21 protein-coding genes, 1 tRNA gene and 2 pseudogenes are annotated in these 16,354 nt (G+C 64.3%); 18 read left to right on the forward strand and 6 right to left on the reverse strand.

Going from position 1 to position 16,354, the window contains the following annotated elements; all coding sequences use genetic code 11:
* Positions 1-39 precede the first annotated feature (39 nt).
* From trbB to ACMDCM_RS13765, 16 genes and pseudogenes are all read left to right on the forward strand, one after another.
* On the forward strand, positions 40-1,020 hold the full coding sequence (gene trbB / locus ACMDCM_RS13690) for a P-type conjugative transfer ATPase TrbB (RefSeq protein ID WP_412774067.1): 981 nt from the start codon (positions 40-42) through the stop codon (positions 1,018-1,020).
* On the forward strand, positions 1,017-1,349 hold the full coding sequence (locus tag ACMDCM_RS13695; protein ID WP_412774068.1) for a TrbC/VirB2 family type IV secretion system protein: 333 nt from the start codon (positions 1,017-1,019) through the stop codon (positions 1,347-1,349). The genes trbB and ACMDCM_RS13695 overlap by 4 nt, the downstream gene beginning before the upstream one ends.
* Positions 1,349-1,630, forward strand: coding sequence for a VirB3 family type IV secretion system protein (locus ACMDCM_RS13700; RefSeq protein WP_412774069.1), 282 nt, complete (start codon positions 1,349-1,351; stop codon positions 1,628-1,630). The genes ACMDCM_RS13695 and ACMDCM_RS13700 overlap by 1 nt, the downstream gene beginning before the upstream one ends.
* A 10-nt stretch (positions 1,631-1,640) precedes the next feature.
* Positions 1,641-4,079 carry a conjugal transfer protein TrbE gene (trbE, locus tag ACMDCM_RS13705; protein ID WP_412774070.1) on the forward strand — a complete coding sequence of 813 codons (2,439 nt, stop codon included), beginning with the start codon at positions 1,641-1,643 and terminating at the stop codon, positions 4,077-4,079.
* A complete protein-coding gene (trbJ, locus tag ACMDCM_RS13710; RefSeq protein ID WP_412774071.1) occupies positions 4,076-4,834 on the forward strand; it encodes a P-type conjugative transfer protein TrbJ in 759 nt (252 codons plus the stop codon). The genes trbE and trbJ overlap by 4 nt, the downstream gene beginning before the upstream one ends.
* Before the next feature lie 23 nt (positions 4,835-4,857).
* Positions 4,858-5,136: a putative entry exclusion protein TrbK-alt gene (gene trbK-alt, locus ACMDCM_RS13715; RefSeq protein ID WP_412774072.1), complete on the forward strand. Its 279-nt coding sequence runs from the start codon at positions 4,858-4,860 to the stop codon at positions 5,134-5,136.
* A gap of 3 nt (positions 5,137-5,139) precedes the next feature.
* Positions 5,140-6,489, forward strand: coding sequence for a P-type conjugative transfer protein TrbL (gene trbL / locus ACMDCM_RS13720; protein ID WP_412774073.1), 1,350 nt, complete (start codon positions 5,140-5,142; stop codon positions 6,487-6,489).
* On the forward strand, positions 6,486-7,175 hold the full coding sequence (gene trbF, locus ACMDCM_RS13725; protein ID WP_412774074.1) for a conjugal transfer protein TrbF: 690 nt from the start codon (positions 6,486-6,488) through the stop codon (positions 7,173-7,175). The genes trbL and trbF overlap by 4 nt, the downstream gene beginning before the upstream one ends.
* Positions 7,176-7,177: 2 nt before the next feature.
* Positions 7,178-8,164 carry a P-type conjugative transfer protein TrbG gene (trbG, locus tag ACMDCM_RS13730; protein ID WP_412774755.1) on the forward strand — a complete coding sequence of 329 codons (987 nt, stop codon included), beginning with the start codon at positions 7,178-7,180 and terminating at the stop codon, positions 8,162-8,164.
* A complete protein-coding gene (locus ACMDCM_RS13735; RefSeq protein ID WP_412774075.1) occupies positions 8,161-9,318 on the forward strand; it encodes a TraB/TrbI/VirB10 family type IV secretion system protein in 1,158 nt (385 codons plus the stop codon). The genes trbG and ACMDCM_RS13735 overlap by 4 nt, the downstream gene beginning before the upstream one ends.
* Positions 9,319-9,320: 2 nt before the next feature.
* Complete coding sequence (locus tag ACMDCM_RS13740; RefSeq protein ID WP_412774076.1) at positions 9,321-9,572, forward strand: DUF2274 domain-containing protein; 252 nt, start codon at positions 9,321-9,323, stop codon at positions 9,570-9,572.
* A 48-nt stretch (positions 9,573-9,620) separates the two neighbouring features.
* The gene (locus ACMDCM_RS13745) at positions 9,621-9,839 is read left to right on the forward strand and encodes a hypothetical protein (RefSeq protein ID WP_412774077.1); all 219 of its coding nucleotides are present in this window, start codon (positions 9,621-9,623) and stop codon (positions 9,837-9,839) included.
* Positions 9,840-9,977: 138 nt separating this feature from the next.
* On the forward strand, positions 9,978-10,313 hold the full coding sequence (locus ACMDCM_RS13750) for a hypothetical protein (RefSeq protein WP_412774078.1): 336 nt from the start codon (positions 9,978-9,980) through the stop codon (positions 10,311-10,313).
* Complete coding sequence (locus ACMDCM_RS13755) at positions 10,310-10,663, forward strand: toxin-antitoxin system TumE family protein (protein WP_412774079.1); 354 nt, start codon at positions 10,310-10,312, stop codon at positions 10,661-10,663. The genes ACMDCM_RS13750 and ACMDCM_RS13755 overlap by 4 nt, the downstream gene beginning before the upstream one ends.
* Complete coding sequence (locus tag ACMDCM_RS13760) at positions 10,660-11,058, forward strand: HVO_A0114 family putative DNA-binding protein (RefSeq protein ID WP_412774080.1); 399 nt, start codon at positions 10,660-10,662, stop codon at positions 11,056-11,058. The genes ACMDCM_RS13755 and ACMDCM_RS13760 overlap by 4 nt, the downstream gene beginning before the upstream one ends.
* A 23-nt stretch (positions 11,059-11,081) precedes the next feature.
* Positions 11,082-11,471 (forward strand): annotated as a pseudogene (locus ACMDCM_RS13765) (recombinase family protein); the annotation flags it as partial.
* A gap of 3 nt (positions 11,472-11,474) precedes the next feature.
* On the opposite strand, the gene ACMDCM_RS13770 reads toward ACMDCM_RS13765, so the two are convergent.
* Complete coding sequence (locus tag ACMDCM_RS13770; protein WP_412774081.1) at positions 11,475-11,777, reverse strand: hypothetical protein; 303 nt, start codon at positions 11,775-11,777, stop codon at positions 11,475-11,477.
* Between ACMDCM_RS13770 and ACMDCM_RS13775 the strand changes: the two are divergent.
* Positions 11,679-12,107, forward strand: a pseudogene (locus tag ACMDCM_RS13775) (recombinase family protein); the annotation flags it as partial. The gene ACMDCM_RS13770 and the pseudogene ACMDCM_RS13775 sit on opposite strands and share 99 nt — an antisense overlap.
* A 246-nt stretch (positions 12,108-12,353) precedes the next feature.
* On the opposite strand, the gene ACMDCM_RS13780 reads toward ACMDCM_RS13775, so the two are convergent.
* The 3 genes from ACMDCM_RS13780 to ACMDCM_RS13790 all read right to left on the reverse strand — a co-directional run bounded on the left by ACMDCM_RS13780 (position 12,354) and on the right by ACMDCM_RS13790 (position 14,149).
* Positions 12,354-12,668: a hypothetical protein gene (locus tag ACMDCM_RS13780; protein ID WP_412774082.1), complete on the reverse strand. Its 315-nt coding sequence runs from the start codon at positions 12,666-12,668 to the stop codon at positions 12,354-12,356.
* A gap of 15 nt (positions 12,669-12,683) precedes the next feature.
* Positions 12,684-12,760, reverse strand: a tRNA-Arg gene (locus ACMDCM_RS13785).
* A gap of 294 nt (positions 12,761-13,054) precedes the next feature.
* Entirely contained in the window at positions 13,055-14,149 is a 1,095-nt protein-coding gene (locus ACMDCM_RS13790; protein ID WP_412774083.1) for an HD-GYP domain-containing protein, read from the reverse strand.
* A 304-nt stretch (positions 14,150-14,453) separates the two neighbouring features.
* Here ACMDCM_RS13790 and ACMDCM_RS13795 point away from each other — a divergent pair, with 304 nt between their 5' ends.
* Positions 14,454-14,813, forward strand: a complete 360-nt coding sequence (locus tag ACMDCM_RS13795; protein WP_412774084.1) for a hypothetical protein — start codon at positions 14,454-14,456, stop codon at positions 14,811-14,813.
* A gap of 62 nt (positions 14,814-14,875) precedes the next feature.
* On the opposite strand, the gene ACMDCM_RS13800 is transcribed toward ACMDCM_RS13795, so the two are convergent.
* Positions 14,876-15,559: a polysaccharide biosynthesis/export family protein gene (locus ACMDCM_RS13800; protein ID WP_412774085.1), complete on the reverse strand. Its 684-nt coding sequence runs from the start codon at positions 15,557-15,559 to the stop codon at positions 14,876-14,878.
* Positions 15,560-15,680: 121 nt separating this feature from the next.
* The gene (locus ACMDCM_RS13805; protein ID WP_412774086.1) at positions 15,681-15,995 is read right to left on the reverse strand and encodes a hypothetical protein; all 315 of its coding nucleotides are present in this window, start codon (positions 15,993-15,995) and stop codon (positions 15,681-15,683) included.
* Positions 15,996-16,354 lie beyond the last annotated feature (359 nt).

A 16,354-nucleotide genomic window follows, 5' to 3' on the forward strand; every position in this document is an offset into this window, starting at 1 on the left:
GGGACCGTCTGTCGCGCCCCGAGAAGAAACGGGGCCACGATGACTGCCACACACCACAAACCGGAAGCGATCGCACGCGGCGCGCGCATGCTGCGCACCGCGCTCGGTTCGGCCATCGCCCGGTTTCTGGAAGACCCGGCCGTGGTCGAAGTGATGCTGAACCCGGACGGGCGCATCTGGATCGATCGGCTCTCCGAAGGGCTGAGTGACACGGGCGAGATGATGTCGCCCGCTGATGGCGAACGCATCGTGCGCCTGGTCGCGCATCACGTCGGCACGGAGGTGCATCCACGCAGCCCGCGCGTCTCGGCTGAACTGCCAGAAACAGGCGAGCGATTTGAAGGTCTCTTGCCGCCCGTCGTCGCCGCACCTGCCTTCGCCATCCGCAAGCCAGCGGTCGCGGTATTCACACTCGACGACTACGTGACCGCCGGCATCATGACCGCCGATCAGGCGGCAACTCTGCGTGCTGCCGTCGCGGCACGGTCGAACATTCTCGTCGCGGGCGGCACCAGCACCGGCAAGACGACCCTGACCAATGCGCTGCTCGCCGAAGTGGCGAAGGGCGCGGATCGCGTCGTCATCATCGAGGACACGCGCGAACTGCAATGCACGGCCCCCAACCTCGTCGCCATGCGCACCAAGGATGGCGTGGCGACGCTCTCCGATCTGGTGCGGTCTTCGCTGCGGCTGCGCCCCGACCGCATTCCGATCGGCGAGGTGCGCGGCGCCGAAGCCCTCGATTTGCTCAAGGCATGGGGCACCGGCCATCCCGGCGGTATCGGCACCATTCACGCCGGCACCAGCATCGGCGCGCTGCGCCGCCTCGAACAGCTCATCCAAGAGGCCGTCGTCACCGTCCCGCGCGCGCTGATCGCGGAGACCATCGATCTCGTCGCCGTGCTTTCGGGCCGCGGCTCAGCGCGCCGGCTCGCCGAACTCGCCCGCGTCGAAGGGCTCGGCCCGGACGGCGACTACCGCATCACCCCAGCTACAGCGAACACAGGAGCCCCGTCATGATCCGCACGCTCTCGCGCGGTTGTCGCGCCATCGCGACCACCTCTACCACGCTCACCATCACCATCATGTTCGCGCCGGCCGCCCACGCGTCCGGCTCGTCGATGCCATGGGAACAGCCACTCCAAAAGATCCTCCAGTCGATCGAGGGGCCGGTCTCCAAGATTATCGCCGTCATTATCATCATCGTGACTGGCCTGACGCTGGCTTTCGGTGACACGTCGGGCGGCTTCCGCCGGCTGATCCAGATCGTGTTCGGCTTGTCGATCGCGTTTGCGGCCAGCTCGTTCTTCCTGTCGTTCTTCTCGTTCGGCGGCGGGGCGCTCCTCTGATGGCGACCGCTTTCGAACAGCTCGACGCCGTGCCGGGATTCTCGATCCCGGTTCATCGCGCCTTGACCGAACACATCATGCTCGGCGGCGCTCCGCGATCGATCGCGATCCTGAACGGCACCCTCGCCGGGGCCGTGGGCCTCGGCCTGCGCCTGTGGCTGGTCGGGCTTGCCATCTGGGCCGTCGGCCATTTCGCGGCGGTCTGGGCGGCGAAGCGCGATCCGCTGTTTGTGGAAGTGGGGCGGCGGCATCTGCGCATCCCCGGCCATCTCGCGGTGTGAGGGCGCGGCCATGATGAACCTTGCCGAATATCACCGCACCGCTTCTCGCCTCGCCGACTATCTGCCCTGGGTCGCGCTTATCGACGAAGGAGTTGTGCTCAACAAGGACGGCAGCCTCCAGCGCAGCGCGCGCTTTCGCGGCCCCGATCTCGACTCCGCCGTCGCGGCCGAGCTGGTCGCGGTCGCCGGCCGCATCAACAACGCGTTCCGCCGCCTTGGCTCGGGGTGGAGCATTTTCGTGGAGGCACAGCGGCACGAGGCCGCGACCTATCCGCAGAGCACGTTTCCCGATCCGGCCTCCGCGCTGGTCGATGCCGAGCGTAAGGCCGACTTCGAGGAAGAAGGCGCGCATTTCGTATCGAGCTATTTCCTGACCTTCCTTTATCTGCCGCCGGCCGAAGAAGCCGCGCGCACCGAAGCCTGGCTCTACGAAGGACGCGAGCGGTCAGGCGTCGATCCTCATGAACTGCTGCGCGGCTTCACCGACCGCACCGCGCGCGTGCTGGCGCTGCTCGACGGCTTCATGCCGGAATGCGCCTGGCTCGATGACGGCGAGACGCTGACCTACCTGCACTCGACCGTCTCCACCAGGCGCCATCGCGTGCGCGTGCCGGAAACACCGATCTACCTAGACGCGCTGCTGGCCGATCAGCCGTTGACCGGCGGGCTGGAGCCGCGGCTTGGCGATCAGCATCTGCGCATCCTCACCATCGTCGGCTTTCCGACCGCGACGACGCCCGGCTTGCTGGATGATCTCAACCGGTTGGCCTTTCCGTATCGCTGGTCGACGCGCGCGATCCTGCTCGACAAGACCGACGCGACGAAACTGCTGACAAAGATCAGGCGGCAGTGGTTCGCCAAGCGCAAGTCCGTTGCTGCGATTTTGAAAGAGGTGATGACCAACGAGGCGTCCGTTCTCGTGGACACGGATGCCGCCAACAAGGCCGCCGACGCCGACATCGCCTTGCAAGAACTCGGCGCGGATGTCGCCCGCATGGCCTACGTCACAGCCACCATCACGGTCTGGGACGCCGATCCGCGCCTTGCCGACGAGAAGCTGCGCCTTGTCGAGAAGGTTATCCAGGGCCGCGACTTCACGGCCATGGTCGAAACGGTCAACGCGGTGGACGCCTGGCTCGGCTCGCTGCCGGGACATGCCTATGCCAACGTCCGCCAGCCGCCCATCAGCACTTTGAATCTCGCTCACATGATACCGCTGTCGGCGGTGTGGGCGGGGCCGGAACGGGACGAGCACTTCGACGCACCCGCGCTGCTCTATGGCAGGACCGAAGGCTCAACCCCGTTCCGGTTTTCTCTTCATGTTGGGGATGTCGGCCACACGCTCGTTGTCGGGCCCACCGGCGCGGGCAAGTCCGTGCTGCTCGCGCTCATGGCCTTGCAATTCCGGCGCTACGTCCGTGCGCAAGTCTTCGCGTTCGATTTCGGCGGCTCGATCCGGGCGGCCGCGCTCGCCGTGGGCGGCGACTGGCACGACCTTGGCGGTGGGCTGACCGAAGGTTCGGAAGCCTCCGTATCGCTCCAGCCGCTTGCGCATATCCATGACACCTACGAGCGCGCCTGGGCGGCAGACTGGATCGTCGCGATCCTCATCCGTGAAGGCGTCCCGATCACACCGGAAGCCAAGGAGTACATCTGGACGGCGCTGACCTCACTCGCCTCCGCGCCCGTTGAGGAACGCACCATCACCGGCCTGAGCGTGCTGCTTCAGTCGAACGACTTGAAGCAGGCCATGCGTCCGTTCTGCGTCGGCGGTCCCTATGGCCGGCTGCTCGACGCGGAATCCGAACACCTTGGCTCGGCCGACGTGCAGGCGTTCGAGATCGAGGGCCTTGTCGGAACGGGTGCGGCGCCGGCCGTGCTCGCCTACCTGTTCCACCGCATCGGCGACCGGCTCGACGGGCGGCCGACGCTTCTCATCATCGATGAAGGGTGGCTTGCGCTGGACGACGAAGGATTCGCCGGCCAGCTCCGCGAATGGCTGAAGACGTTGAGGAAAAAGAACGCCTCCGTCATCTTCGCCACACAGTCGCTGAGCGACATCGACAATTCGGCCATCGCGCCGGCCATCATCGAAAGTTGCCCGACGCGGCTTCTCCTGCCGAACGAACGCGCGATCGAACCGCAGATCACGGCGATCTATCGCCGCTTCGGCCTCAATGACCGCCAGATCGAAATCCTCGCGCGGGCAACGCCCAAGCGGGACTACTACTGCCAATCTCGGCGCGGCAACCGCCTGTTCGAGTTAGGTCTCTCCGAAGTCGGCCTCGCGCTCTGCGCCGCATCCTCCAAATCCGACCAGGCGCTGATCGCGCAGATCGTCGCCGAGCACGGCCGCGACGGCTTTCTCGCCGCCTGGCTCGCCGCTCGCGATGTGAGCTGGGCCGTCGATCTCATTCCCACTCTCACCAACAAGGAGATGTCCTCATGAACCTGCGCCGTTCCCTTAGCTGCCGGCTCGCCGTCGCGCTGTTGTCCGCCCCTCTCGCGCTGGCGCCGATGCTGGCGACGCCGGCTCACGCCATCATCGTGTTCGATCCGTCGAACTATGCGCAGAACGTGCTGACCGCCGCGCGGTCGCTGGAGCAGATCACCCATCAGATCACCTCGCTTCAGAACGAGGCGCAGATGCTCATCAATCAGGCCCGCAACCTGGCGAGCCTGCCGTATTCCGCGCTCCAGCAGATTCAGCAGAGTGTCCAGCGCACGCAGCAGCTTCTGAACCAGGCGCAGAATATAGCCTTCAACGTCCAGCAGATCGATCAGGCGTTTCAGCAGAAATATGGCAACGTCTCGCTGTCGGCCTCCGATCAGCAGCTCGTCGCCGATGCGCACTCGCGCTGGCAGAACACGGTCGGCGGCTTGCAGGACGCCATGCGCGTGCAGGCGGGTGTCGTCGGCAACATCGACACCAATCGCATGCAGATGTCGACGCTCGTCAGCCAGAGCCAGGGGGCGACCGGCGCGTTGCAGGCGACGCAGGCCGGCAATCAGATCCTCGCCCTCCAGTCGCAGCAGCTCTCCGACCTGATCGCGCTGATCTCGGCCAACGGCCGGGCGAGCGCGCTGACCGAGGCCGAGCGCGCGGCCGCTGCGGCGCAGGGACGCGAGCAGCGCCGCCGCTTCCTGATGCCCGGCAGCGGGTACAGGCCGGGCAACGCGCAGATGTTCAACACCGGTAACTGACGGGCAAAGGGGAAAGCATCGCCATGGACGGAAAGCTGCTGGCGCGGATCGGCGCAATCGTGTTCGTCGCCGTCGCCATTACGGCAACGGCGATCGAGATCACCCGTAAGGATGAACCGCCGGCAGCGCCGCCGGCACGTCTCGTCCAGCCGGAGCGCGATCCGTTGCGTGAGGGCCAGCGCCGGTGCCAGCAGCTTGGGCAGAAGGCGGCCGACGATGCGCAATGCCTGCGTGTCTGGGCCGAGACCCGCGACCGCTTCTTGCATCCGACCCCCGCGCCGTCCTCCAGCGAAGGGCGGTGACGCATGGGCGGCGCGGGCGTCATCGACAATTTCCTCGGCACCTTCACCCGCTATATCGACAGCGGGTTCGGCCTGCTCGGCGGCGAAGTCGCTTTTATCGCCACGACGCTGATCGTCATCGACGTGACGTTGGCCGCGCTGTTCTGGAGCTGGGGCGCGGACGACGACATCATGGCGAGATTGGTGAAGAAGACGCTGTTTGTCGGCGTCTTCGCCTATCTCATCGGCAACTGGAACAATCTCGCGAAGATCGTCTTCGAGAGTTTTGCCGGCCTCGGCCTCAAAGCCTCCGGCACCGGGTTTTCCGCACAGGATCTGATGCGTCCCGGCAAGGTGGCGCAAACCGGGCTCGACGCCGCCCGGCCATTGCTCGACTCCATCTCCAACCTGATGGGCTGGGTGGCGTTCTTTGAGAACTTCATCCAGATCGCGTGCCTACTGTTCGCCTGGGCGCTGGTCATCCTCGCCTTCTTCATTCTGGCGATCCAGCTTTTCGTGACGCTGATCGAATTCAAACTGTCGACGCTCGCCGGCTTCGTGCTGATCCCCTTCGGCCTGTTCGGCAAGACCGCCTTCATGGCCGAGCGCGTGCTTGGCAACGTCATTTCCTCCGGCATCAAGGTGCTGGTGCTCGCGGTCGTCATCGGCATCGGCTCGACCCTGTTCAGCCAGTTCACACAAGGTTTCGGCGGCCGAACGCCGTCGATCGACGACGCCATGGCTATCGTGCTAGCCGCGCTCTCGCTCGTCGGCCTCGGCATTTTCGGACCCGGCATCGCCAACGGTCTCGTCTCGGGCGGTCCTCAGCTTGGCGCGGGCGCGGCGGTCGGCACCGGGCTTGCCGTTGGCGGCGCTGCCCTTGCCGCTGGCGGCGGCGCGATGCTGGCCGCGAGAGGTGGCGCAGCCGCTTTCTCGACAGGTGCGGCCGCCATGCGTGGCGAGGCAACGGCAGCGGGCGCAGCCTCGGCCGCCTACAGCCTCGGCTCGCTCGGCCAATCCGGCGCGGCCGGTGTGGCGTCAGGTCTCGCCGGCGTTGCGCGCGCGGCCGGAGGTGCTGCGACATCGCCGCTTCGCCGTGCTGCCGCCAGCGTCAAGACCAGCTTCGCCAGCGGTGTGAAATCAGGCTTCGGCGCAACCGGCGGCTCTTCGACAATGGGCACGGCCGGCGGCAGCGCCACCGGTGGCGCTGCGTCTCCAGCGTCGGCCGCACAAGGGCCGCCGGCCTGGGCGCAGCGCATGCGTCGCGGCGGACACATGGGTCACGCCGTCCAGACCACCGCGCATGCCGTCCGCTCCGGCGACAGCCACGGCTCCGGCTCTTCCGTCAATCTCTCTGAAAGTGATCGCACATGAGCTTTTTCAAGCGACCCGCCGCGCATTACGGCAAGACACCCCAACCCGAAACACCATACCAGCGCGCGGCGCAGGTCTGGGATGAGCGCATCGGCTCGGCCCGTGTGCAGGCCCGCAACTGGCGCATCATGGCGTTCGGATCGCTGATCCTGTCGGCCGGCTTCGCCGTCGCCCTTGTCTGGCAGTCGGCGCACGGAATCGTCGTGCCGTGGGTGGTTCAGGTCGACAATCTCGGCCAGGCCCAGGCGGTCGCGCCCGCGACGGCCGACTACCGGCCGACCGATCCGCAGGTGGCGTGGCATCTGGCGCGATTCATCGAACAGGTCCGCTCGATCCCCGCCGATCCAATCATCGTCCGTCAGAACTGGCTGCGCGCCTACGAGTGGACCACGGATCGCGGTTCGGCGGCGCTCAACGATTACGCCCGCGCCAATGATCCCTTTGCGAAGGTCGGCAAGCAACAGGTTGCCGTCGAGGTGTCGAGCGTCATTCGCGCGTCACCCGACAGCTTCCGCGTCGCCTGGACCGAGCGCCGTTACGAGAGCGGGCAGCTCTCTACGACAGAGCGCTGGACGGCGATCCTGACCATCGTCATCCAGCCGCCGCGTGACGCCGACAGCCTAAAGGCCAACCCGCTCGGAATCTACGTCAACGCCATCAACTGGTCGCGGGAGATGAGCCAATGATGATGCTTCTCTCCCTGCGGGCTTCCGGCTGTGAGACTACGTCTCTCCGCAAATCCGTAGTCGCGGCTTTGCTGTTGTCCGGGACGATGCTCGCCGGGTGTGCCATTCCACAAAAGCCGCCGCAGATCAGTTACGACGCCGATGTGCCACCGCTGCCGGCTGTGCCTGCATCCGTCACCGACGATCGACTGAGGCCGCTGCATATCCCGCCGCCGTGGACGCCGGCGCGCGGCGGGACGGCCGCCGGCGCGCCGACCACGCGCGTTGAGAACGCCAATGCGGCGGCGCGCGTGCAGCCACGCCGCGAGGGCTATTATAACGCCATCCAGATTTACCCGTGGTCCGAAGGCGCGCTCTACCAAGTCTATGCGGCGCCTGGCCAGATCACCGACATTGCTCTTGAGCCGGGCGAGAGCCTGACTGGCGCGGGACCGATCGCGGCGGGCGACACCGCGCGCTGGATCATCGGCGACACCGAAAGCGGATCGGGCGTCACCCGCCGCGTTCATGTGCTCGTCAAGCCGTCGCGGCCGGACCTCACCACCAACCTGGTCATCACCACCGACCGGCGCACTTACATGCTCGAGCTGCGCTCCGGCCAGAAACCCTACATGCCCGCGGTGGCCTGGGCCTATCCGCAGCCGCCGGCCGGGCAGCGCCAAAGCGTGCCCGAGACGCCGGTGATTCCGGCCATTGCTGCGCGCAACTACCGCTATGGCCTGACCGGCGACAATCCGCCATGGAAGCCCGTCTCCATCTACGACGACGGCCGCCGCGTCTATGTCGAGTTTCCGCGTGGCATTGTGCAGGGCGAGATGCCGCCGATCTTCGTGATCGGCCCGGACGGCGAAGCGCAGATCGTCAACAGCCGTATCTACCGGAACATCCTGATCGTGGACCGCCTGTTCGGAGCGGCCGAGCTGCGGCTTGGCAGTGGCGACAAGCAGCAGACCGTCAGGATCGTCCGCACGGACGGGAGGCCGTCATGAGCGAGAATGATGAAACGAACGCGGTCGCACCGATGCGGCTTCGTGCCGAACCGCCCCGCGTCACCCGCCTGTCGCGCAAGGTGCTCGCCGGCATCGGCATTGTCGCATCCATCGGCGTCGGCGGTGCGCTAATTTACGCCCTTCAGACACGCACGCCCGGCGACGACGGCAAGGAGCTTTACTCCATCACCAACCGGCAACCCGCCGATGGCCTCTCCGGTTTGCCGCGTGACTATACCGGCCCGGTTCTTGGTCCGCCGCTGCCTGGCGACCTCGGCCGTCCGATCCTCGACGCACAGAACAGAGGTCAGCTGGTCGTGCCGCCAACCGTCATGACGCCCTCGGTCGATGAAGCCGAACAGCGCCGGCGCGCGGAGGAAGAGGCCGCGCGCACCAGTCGCGTCTTCTTCCAGACCGCGCCGGGCAATACAGCCACGGCCGCAGCATCAGGCAGCGCGACCATGCCAAATCTTGCCGGACTCGACCTGACGGGACAGCCCGGCCAGCAAACCGCGCAGGATAAGCAGCTCGCTTTCCTCAACGCCGCCGTCGATCGCCGCACCACGTCGTCGGATCGCGTCACGCCACCCGCATCGCCCTTTGTGCTCCAGGCGGGGGCGGTCATTCCGGCAGCACTGATCACCGGCATCCGGTCCGACCTTCCGGGTCAGATCACGGCGCAGGTGACGGAAAACATTTATGACAGCCCCACGGGACGTATCCTGCTCGTGCCGCAGGGCACGCGGATCATCGGCCAGTACGACAACAACGTGCAGTTCGGGCAGCGCCGCGTCCTGCTCGTCTGGAATCGCCTGATCCTGCCCAATGGCCGTTCCATCGTGCTGGAGCGCCAGCCCGGCGCCGACACGGCAGGCTATGCCGGCCTCGAGGATGGCGTCGACTATCACTGGTGGGATCTCGCCAAGGCCGCCGGCCTGTCCACCTTGCTCGCCCTCGGCGCTGAGCTTGCCGTCAACGACGAGGACCGCTTGCTACGCGCCATTCGCAGGGGTGGCCAGGACACCATCAACGATACGGGCCAGCAGATCGTGCGCCGCCAGTTGCAGATTGCGCCGACGCTGACCATCCGGCCGGGCTTCCCGGTCAGAATCGTGGTGACGCGCGATTTGGTCCTCGAAGCATATAGAGGCTGACCATGACCAAGCTGAAACTCGGCCCCATCGAAAACGACAAGCCCGTGAAAGTGACGCTCGAATTGCCGGCGCCGCTGTTCAGGAATCTGGAGATTTACGGGCGTCTGCTCGCGGATGGGGGACAGACGCCGATAGAGCCGGTGAAACTGATCGTGCCGATGCTGGAACGCTTCGTGGCAACAGATCGAGGATTTGCAAAGGCGCGGCGCGGTGCTGCCGGTCAAACCGCTGCCAAAGCCCCGTCCTCGTCATGACGAGGTAACGACCATGCCTATCCGGTTTTCACCCGAACGGAGACTGACATGATGGACCAGCAGCTCGTAGCGCGCATCAAGCGACGTAGCAAATACTGGGGCCAGACCGACCCTAATCAATGGTTCGATGTACGTGTCGTAGAGGACGCAGGCTATCGCCTCAGAGGCAACAACAATAACTACCGATTGGACGACGTGATTATCGGCGTGCGTCTCGCCAATGGCTTCATCGTCGATCTCGCCAACGGCAAGACCAGCGCTGGGTGAAAACCGGATAGGCATCGGGGTGCCGCCAGCGCATGAGTGTAAATGCGGCACGCTACAGGCCGCCGATCTCCCTCCATGGTTCGCCTAATTCCGCGGCTTCTTGCCGCCCGGAATCCCGCAACAGACCACGGAGGGTTCATGTGCGCGCAACGCCGTCGCGCCCGAAAGGGCCGCCCACGACAACCGGTCCCCAAAACACTTCCCGACAATCTTTATGACTACGCCGACGATCCAACGCAGGCTGTCAGCCGTCCGCGCTATCATCATGCTCGTGCCCGCGATCGTCAGACTCACGCATCCGATGTCGAGACGATGCGCGTCGTCGACGATTGGCCGGAATACGTGCCTATCACCGAAGCTGAAATCCTGGTGTTCGAGCGCTGGTTTGCCGATGTCTTCGAGGAGCTGCCCAGTCCGATCAAGCCACAAGAGGGCTTGCCAATCTTATCACAAACTGATAAGCATAAACCGTGAGCGAGGGTCGCGATCCGAGCCTCGACACCCTTCTCGAACTCGACGGTCAAGTGCTCGTCGTCGATCCAGAAGGCGGTCATTGGGTGAAGTTCGTCGTAACGCGCATTCCGGTCTCGCCGGAGAAGCCGCACGGCCTCGATTACTCGCTCACGCTTCACGGGCCTTCGGGCGACCGGCTGGTCGGCTTTGACAACGCCCATCCAGTCGGCCGAGGCAGGCGCGGCGAGCCGCTGGACCATCGGCACCGCCTCAAGACCGTGAAGCCCCACGCCTACGAGGATGCGGCCACTCTGCTGGCCGACTTCTGGCGGGCGGTGGACGCGGTGTTGAAGGAACGAGGCATGCTATGACGACGCTGAAGGTAGGAATTGCCGACTACGACGAGATGAAGGCCCGCACCATGCGGATCGCGCGCGGCGAGGAAAAGCCGGCGGCAAGCGATCCCAAGGTATGGTTCACCTCGACCGAATCTTTCGCCAAGGTGCTGTCGGCCGGCAATCGCGACTTGCTCCGCGTCATCGCCGACAAGGCGCCGGCATCGCTGGAAGAGCTGTCCGAGATCACCGGACGAGCCACGTCCAATCTCTCGCGCACTCTGAAAACGATGGAGACCTACGGCCTCGTCCGCTTGGAAAAGGGCCAAGGGCGCAAGCTCGCGCCAAGGGTGGTGCATGACCGCGTGGAGTTGGCTCTGCCGTTGGTCGACCGCGCCGGACACAAAAAGGCTTCGGGAGGCCGGCGATGAACATCCACAATCCCATTGTCACCATGCGCGCCGCGCTTTACCTGCGTGTCTCCACGACACGGCAGGCCGAGCATGACGTCTCGATCCCTGACCAGCGCAGGCAGGGTGAAGCTTGGTGCGCGGCCCGCGGCTACCAGCTTGTGGAAACCTTCGTGGAGGCCGGGGCCTCCGCCACCAACGACAAGCGCCCCGAATTCCAACGAATGATCGAGGCGGGCACGTCCAAGCCAGCGCCTTTCGATGTCGTCGTGGTTCACAGCTTCTCGCGCTTCTTCCGCGATCACTTCGAGCTGGAATTCTATGTCCGCAAGCTCGCCAAGAATGGCGTCAAGCTCGTCTCCATCACGCAGGAGATGGGCGACGATCCCATGCACGTCATGATGCGGCAGGTCATGGCGCTGTTCGATGAGTATCAGTCAAAGGAAAACGCCAAGCACGTCCTGCGCGCCATGAACGAGAATGCGCGGCAAGGCTTCTGGAATGGAGCGCTGCCGCCGATCGGCTATCGCATCGTCGCGGCTGAGCAGCGCGGATCGAAGACCAAGAAGAAACTGGAAATCGACCCGCTCCACGCCGACACTGTGCGGCTGATCTATCGCCTGTTCCTGGAGGGGAACGGCGTGTCCGGCCCGATGGGCGTGAAGTCCATCACCTGCCATCTCAATGAACGCCGCATCTTCACGCGCGATGGTGGGCGTTGGGGTCTCGCGCAAATTCACGCCATCCTGACCCGCACGACCTATATCGGCGAGCACAGGTTCAACACGCGCTCCCACAAGGACCGGGAGAAGAAGCCCGAGAGCGAGGTGGCGGTCATGGCGGTGCCGCCGCTGATCGACCGCGAGACGTTCGATGCCGTGCAGGCTCGCCTTAAATCGCGCAATCCGATGGTGACGCCGGCGCGGGTCTCCAGTGGCCCCACGCTCCTGACCGGCATCTGCTTCTGCGCCAAGTGCGGGGGCGCAATGACCCTCCGCACCGGCAGGGGCAGCGCGGGCGGGACATATCGCTACTACACCTGCTCCACCAAGGCGCGGCAGGGCAAGACCGGCTGCAAAGGCCGCACGATTCCCATGGACAAGCTTGACGATCTGATTGTGAGCCATCTGGAGGATCGCTTGCTTCAACCCGGACGGCTGGAAACCATCCTTGCCAGCGTTATCGACCGCCGTCAGGAACGGACCGAGCGACGCCAAGAACACCTTGCCGAACTCAACAGGCGAATCACCGAAACCGACCAGCGGCTGAATCGGCTCTACGACGCGATCGAAGCCGGTCTCGCCGATCTGAACGACTCAGTGCTGAAAGAGCGCATGGCCGGCCTCAAGGCGATTCGAGATCAGGCCCAAGCCGACGCTGAGCGTACCCAGACTACGCTCGACAACGCCGGCAATCAGGCGATTACAGTGGATATGATCAGCACCTTCGCCAGCGTGGCCCGCAACGGACTGCGACTTGAAGGCGGCGGCTATCGGCGGGATCACTTGCGGGCATTGGCGCAGCGCGTAGAGGTCGCAGATACCGAAGTTCGCATTATGGGATCGAAACCAGAACTCCTGCGAACGCTCGTTGCCGCTTCTAGCGTGAAATCGGCGGCATTTGGCGTTCATAGTTCTGTACTGAAATGGCGCACCCGACACGATTCGAACGTGTGGCCTCCACCTTCGGAGGGTGGCGCTCTATCCAGCTGAGCTACGGGTGCCTGTTGCTTACGCGGTGCTTACGTGAGTTTTTCGACCATGGCCAGTGATGACAGATAATCTCGTAAATCGTTGTATTTCAAGCCTCTTTCGAACTTCTTTTTTCGTCAACGGCCTTGACCTCAGTCTTCGGAGGGCGACGATCCAACTGAGCTATACAGGTACGAGGCATTCCATTTAGCTGATTGACAGGGAGTCGACAACGTCCTGCCGCTCCCAATTCGGAAATTGCCGCCTGGTCCAACCCGTCCCGCTGAAGCCCGAAAGCCTGTCGGATCGTGATCGCGCGCAACCGATCAATAGCCCAGCGCCACCGGGCGAAATGCCTGCAGCAAGTGCTGATCGAGCTTGTCGTCCATTTCTTCCATGATCGCGAAAGACTGGGCGTGGGTGAACGGAAGGCGATAGGCCCGCTTCTCGACCAGCGCCGCATGAATGTCCACGATAGTCGTCAGGCGCACGATGTCGCTGATCTGATCGCCGCGCAGGCCGTCGGGATATCCCGAACCATCGAGCAACTCATGATGGTGCAGGACGACATCGAGCATCTCCGGCGGGAACCCGCCCTGCTCCAGCAGGGCTTCGTAGCCGAGACGCGCATGCCGGCGAATTTTGTCCTTCTCCTCGTCGCTGAGTTTGCCGGGCTTATCGAGGATCGCGACGGGAATGAACGCCTTGCCCACGTCGTGCAGCAATGCGGCGCGCGCCAGCCGGCGCTGATCGTCCTCGCGCATCCCGAGATGCTGCGCGAACGCGACCGCGAAACCTGTGACGAACAGGCAGTGGCGATAGGTATGGGTGTGATGTCGACCGACGGTGCTCAGCCACTCACGGAGGGAGGATTGCTTGATGGCCTTCAGAATTTCATCTTCCGCCTCGATCACATCGCTGAAGGCGAGTGGAACGCCGGCCGGAAGCCGCTGGAACATCTTCACCAGCACGGCATGAGCCGCGGCAATGCCGCGATTGAGAGCCGTGCGGGTCGCCGCCGCTTCACGGTTGTCGTCGTTGGGAAATGCAGAGCAGATGCGTTGCAGGATAACTTGCGCGTCGAATGGCCGCGAGATCGTATCGGTGGCGCCGAGCGCCCACGCCTGCATCGACCCGTGGTGAAGCGCATCCGCAAGGACGAACAGCCGCGGCACCGATCGATAGGCTTCGGTACACAACTTGTCGCGCACCCGCAGCACGCTTTCGGCCGAGCGCAAATTAATATCGACGACGATGCCGGAAAGCTTGCGCGCCGGAGCATCCGGAATTTCCGAGGTCAAAGTGATATCGACGTCGCCGACGCGTTGCAGAATGGCTCCAAGATCGCCGCTTCGATCGCTGCGGTCGGACGCGAGGAGCAGGCGGCGTCTTGCGCGCGATCCGGTTGTGAGCGTCGTCATCGATCCTCATCGGCTTGCAGTTCGGCGCTGCAGGAACTTTAACCGACAAGTAGATTCGCGAAGATTAAGCGGTATTATTAACGCCGGCATAGCGGGCCGCCGATAATTCAACGGAAAACGCCGTGTTCGTTAACTCATTTGAGTTTCAACATCTGGCAGGTTCATCAGCCAAGCTGCGATGAGGATGTGCAAAATGCCGCAAGCACGCGCGGAAGCTCAAGCGCGAATGTGTCAGGATCGATCATCGAAGCCGGCAGAATTTCCGGATCGAGCTTTACATATCAGCAAGCACAAGGGCGGTCTCATGAAGCAGCGGACATTGGTCTTTGTCTCGAGCTGCGTTGCCTGTTTTTTCGCGGCTTGGATCGCCGGCGCACATGCACAGGAAGCGTCCCTGAACGCGCCTTATTCGCCTCCCTTCACATCGACGCTGTCGAACAACGCACCGTTGGCCTTCGGCATGGACGCGGTGGCCGCAGCGGATGCGCTCGGCGTGCCCCTGCACTACATCAGCGGACGCCCGGGCCGCGAGGTGTTTCTGGCGTTTCGAGGCCACGGCGGCAGCGGCTTCTTCGACCGCCAGGACCGGCTCTATCTGCAATTCCGCGAGGGTCGTCTTGTGGGCTGGAAAGGCGACTGGGGCCGCAACTGGATGTGGCGATAATGATAATAGCGGGAATGATGGCTTGCGCCTCGCCACTCATCTCAAAAAACAAGCCTTAACTGTCAGAACCATCGTTCATTGACGAGGACGGTGTCGCCGGGGCTGAGCAGGGTGGTGGTGGGCACGACGAGGCGGACGGTGCCGCGGGCGTCGGTGTGGGTGAGGGTGACGCGGTCGCGTTTGGCGCGGGGCGAGAAGCCGCCGGCGATGGCGACCGCGCTCTCGGCCGTCATGTTGGGCACGAACGGATACTGCCCCGGCGCGGCCACCTCGCCGAGAATGAAGAACGGCCGGTAGGCCTCGACCTCGGCGGCGACATAGGGCTCGCGGATATAGCCGTTGCGCAGGCGCGCGGCGATCGCGGCGGACAGCTCGGCCGGGGTGCGGCCGCGCGCGGCGACGGCGCCGATCAGGGGCATGGTGATGCTGCCGCCGGCATCGACCAGATAGGTGTTGGTGAGTCCCTCCTGTCCGTAGACCACGATGCGCAGCCGGTCGCCGGCATCGAGGCGGTAGGCGGGATCGTGCACGACGGGCGGCGGCGGCGCGGCGTAGACGACGGGCACGGCGGTGCGCGAGGGCCGGTTTCTCATGTCGCGGCGGACCACCGGTGGCGGCGCGGCGGCCCGCGGTCCGCCATAGGCCAGCGCATCGAGATCGTTGTGCGGACGCACCATCGCCGCCGGCGCCGGGCGCCGCATGCACCCCGACAGCGCCAGCGCGGTCAGCAGGGCCACCGACAACATTGGAAAAGCGCGCAGGAGCCGCACCGAGCCCGTCCCTTGTCACGAGAGCCCGGTTCTGCACCCTTATGGTTAACAGAAGGTATTTTCAACGAGGCATGGACAGAGCCCATGTCCTTGCGATTCAGTCCCGCGAGTATCCGATCAGCGGCCGCCGCGGCCGAAACGACAGCAGCAGGAGAATGCCCAAAAACGCCAGCACGGCGAAGGCTGGCTGGTTCAGAACCAGCTTGACGATATCCCACATCCAGGGAGCCAACGCTTCGATCCGGACGCGAGCCGCTTGCTGACTGGCCTGATGAATATCGTTCCAGAATTCTCCGAGTTTGGTCAGCCGCAGGGTCTGGTCGGCGATCGATCGCACACCGTCATAGACCAGAAAAATGAACCCTCCCGCGAGCAGCAGCAGCCCGATGAAACGGAAAATCCCGCGGATCATGGTTTCACCTGTTCTTCTGGCTGCCGAAACGCTGGCCGCCCCCTTAGAGCCTTTCCGCTTCTGATGGAATCAGAAGCGGGACTCTATGTTTTTGTTTTGACGCGTTTTCTTGACGCGAACCGGTAGCCACTTCGCTCGAAAACGCTCTAGCTGTCAAACGCCGGAAATTCAACCTCGGCAGCGTCATTCAAGGCCACAAGGCCTGTTTCCGTCGCACCAAGGAAGGCGTTGACGCTCGAAAACATGGCCTCTATAAGACCGGCAATGGCGGCGGAACGGATCCGCCGCCGCTGTTCTTTGAAGGGCGCCTTGCGAACCGGTTCGCTCCGAAGGTGGCATTTTCAGGAACGAACACATTC

Origin of the sequence: Nitrobacter sp. (assembly GCF_047149785.1) — a bacterium.
In the GTDB taxonomy this organism is placed as follows: domain Bacteria; phylum Pseudomonadota; class Alphaproteobacteria; order Rhizobiales; family Xanthobacteraceae; genus Nitrobacter.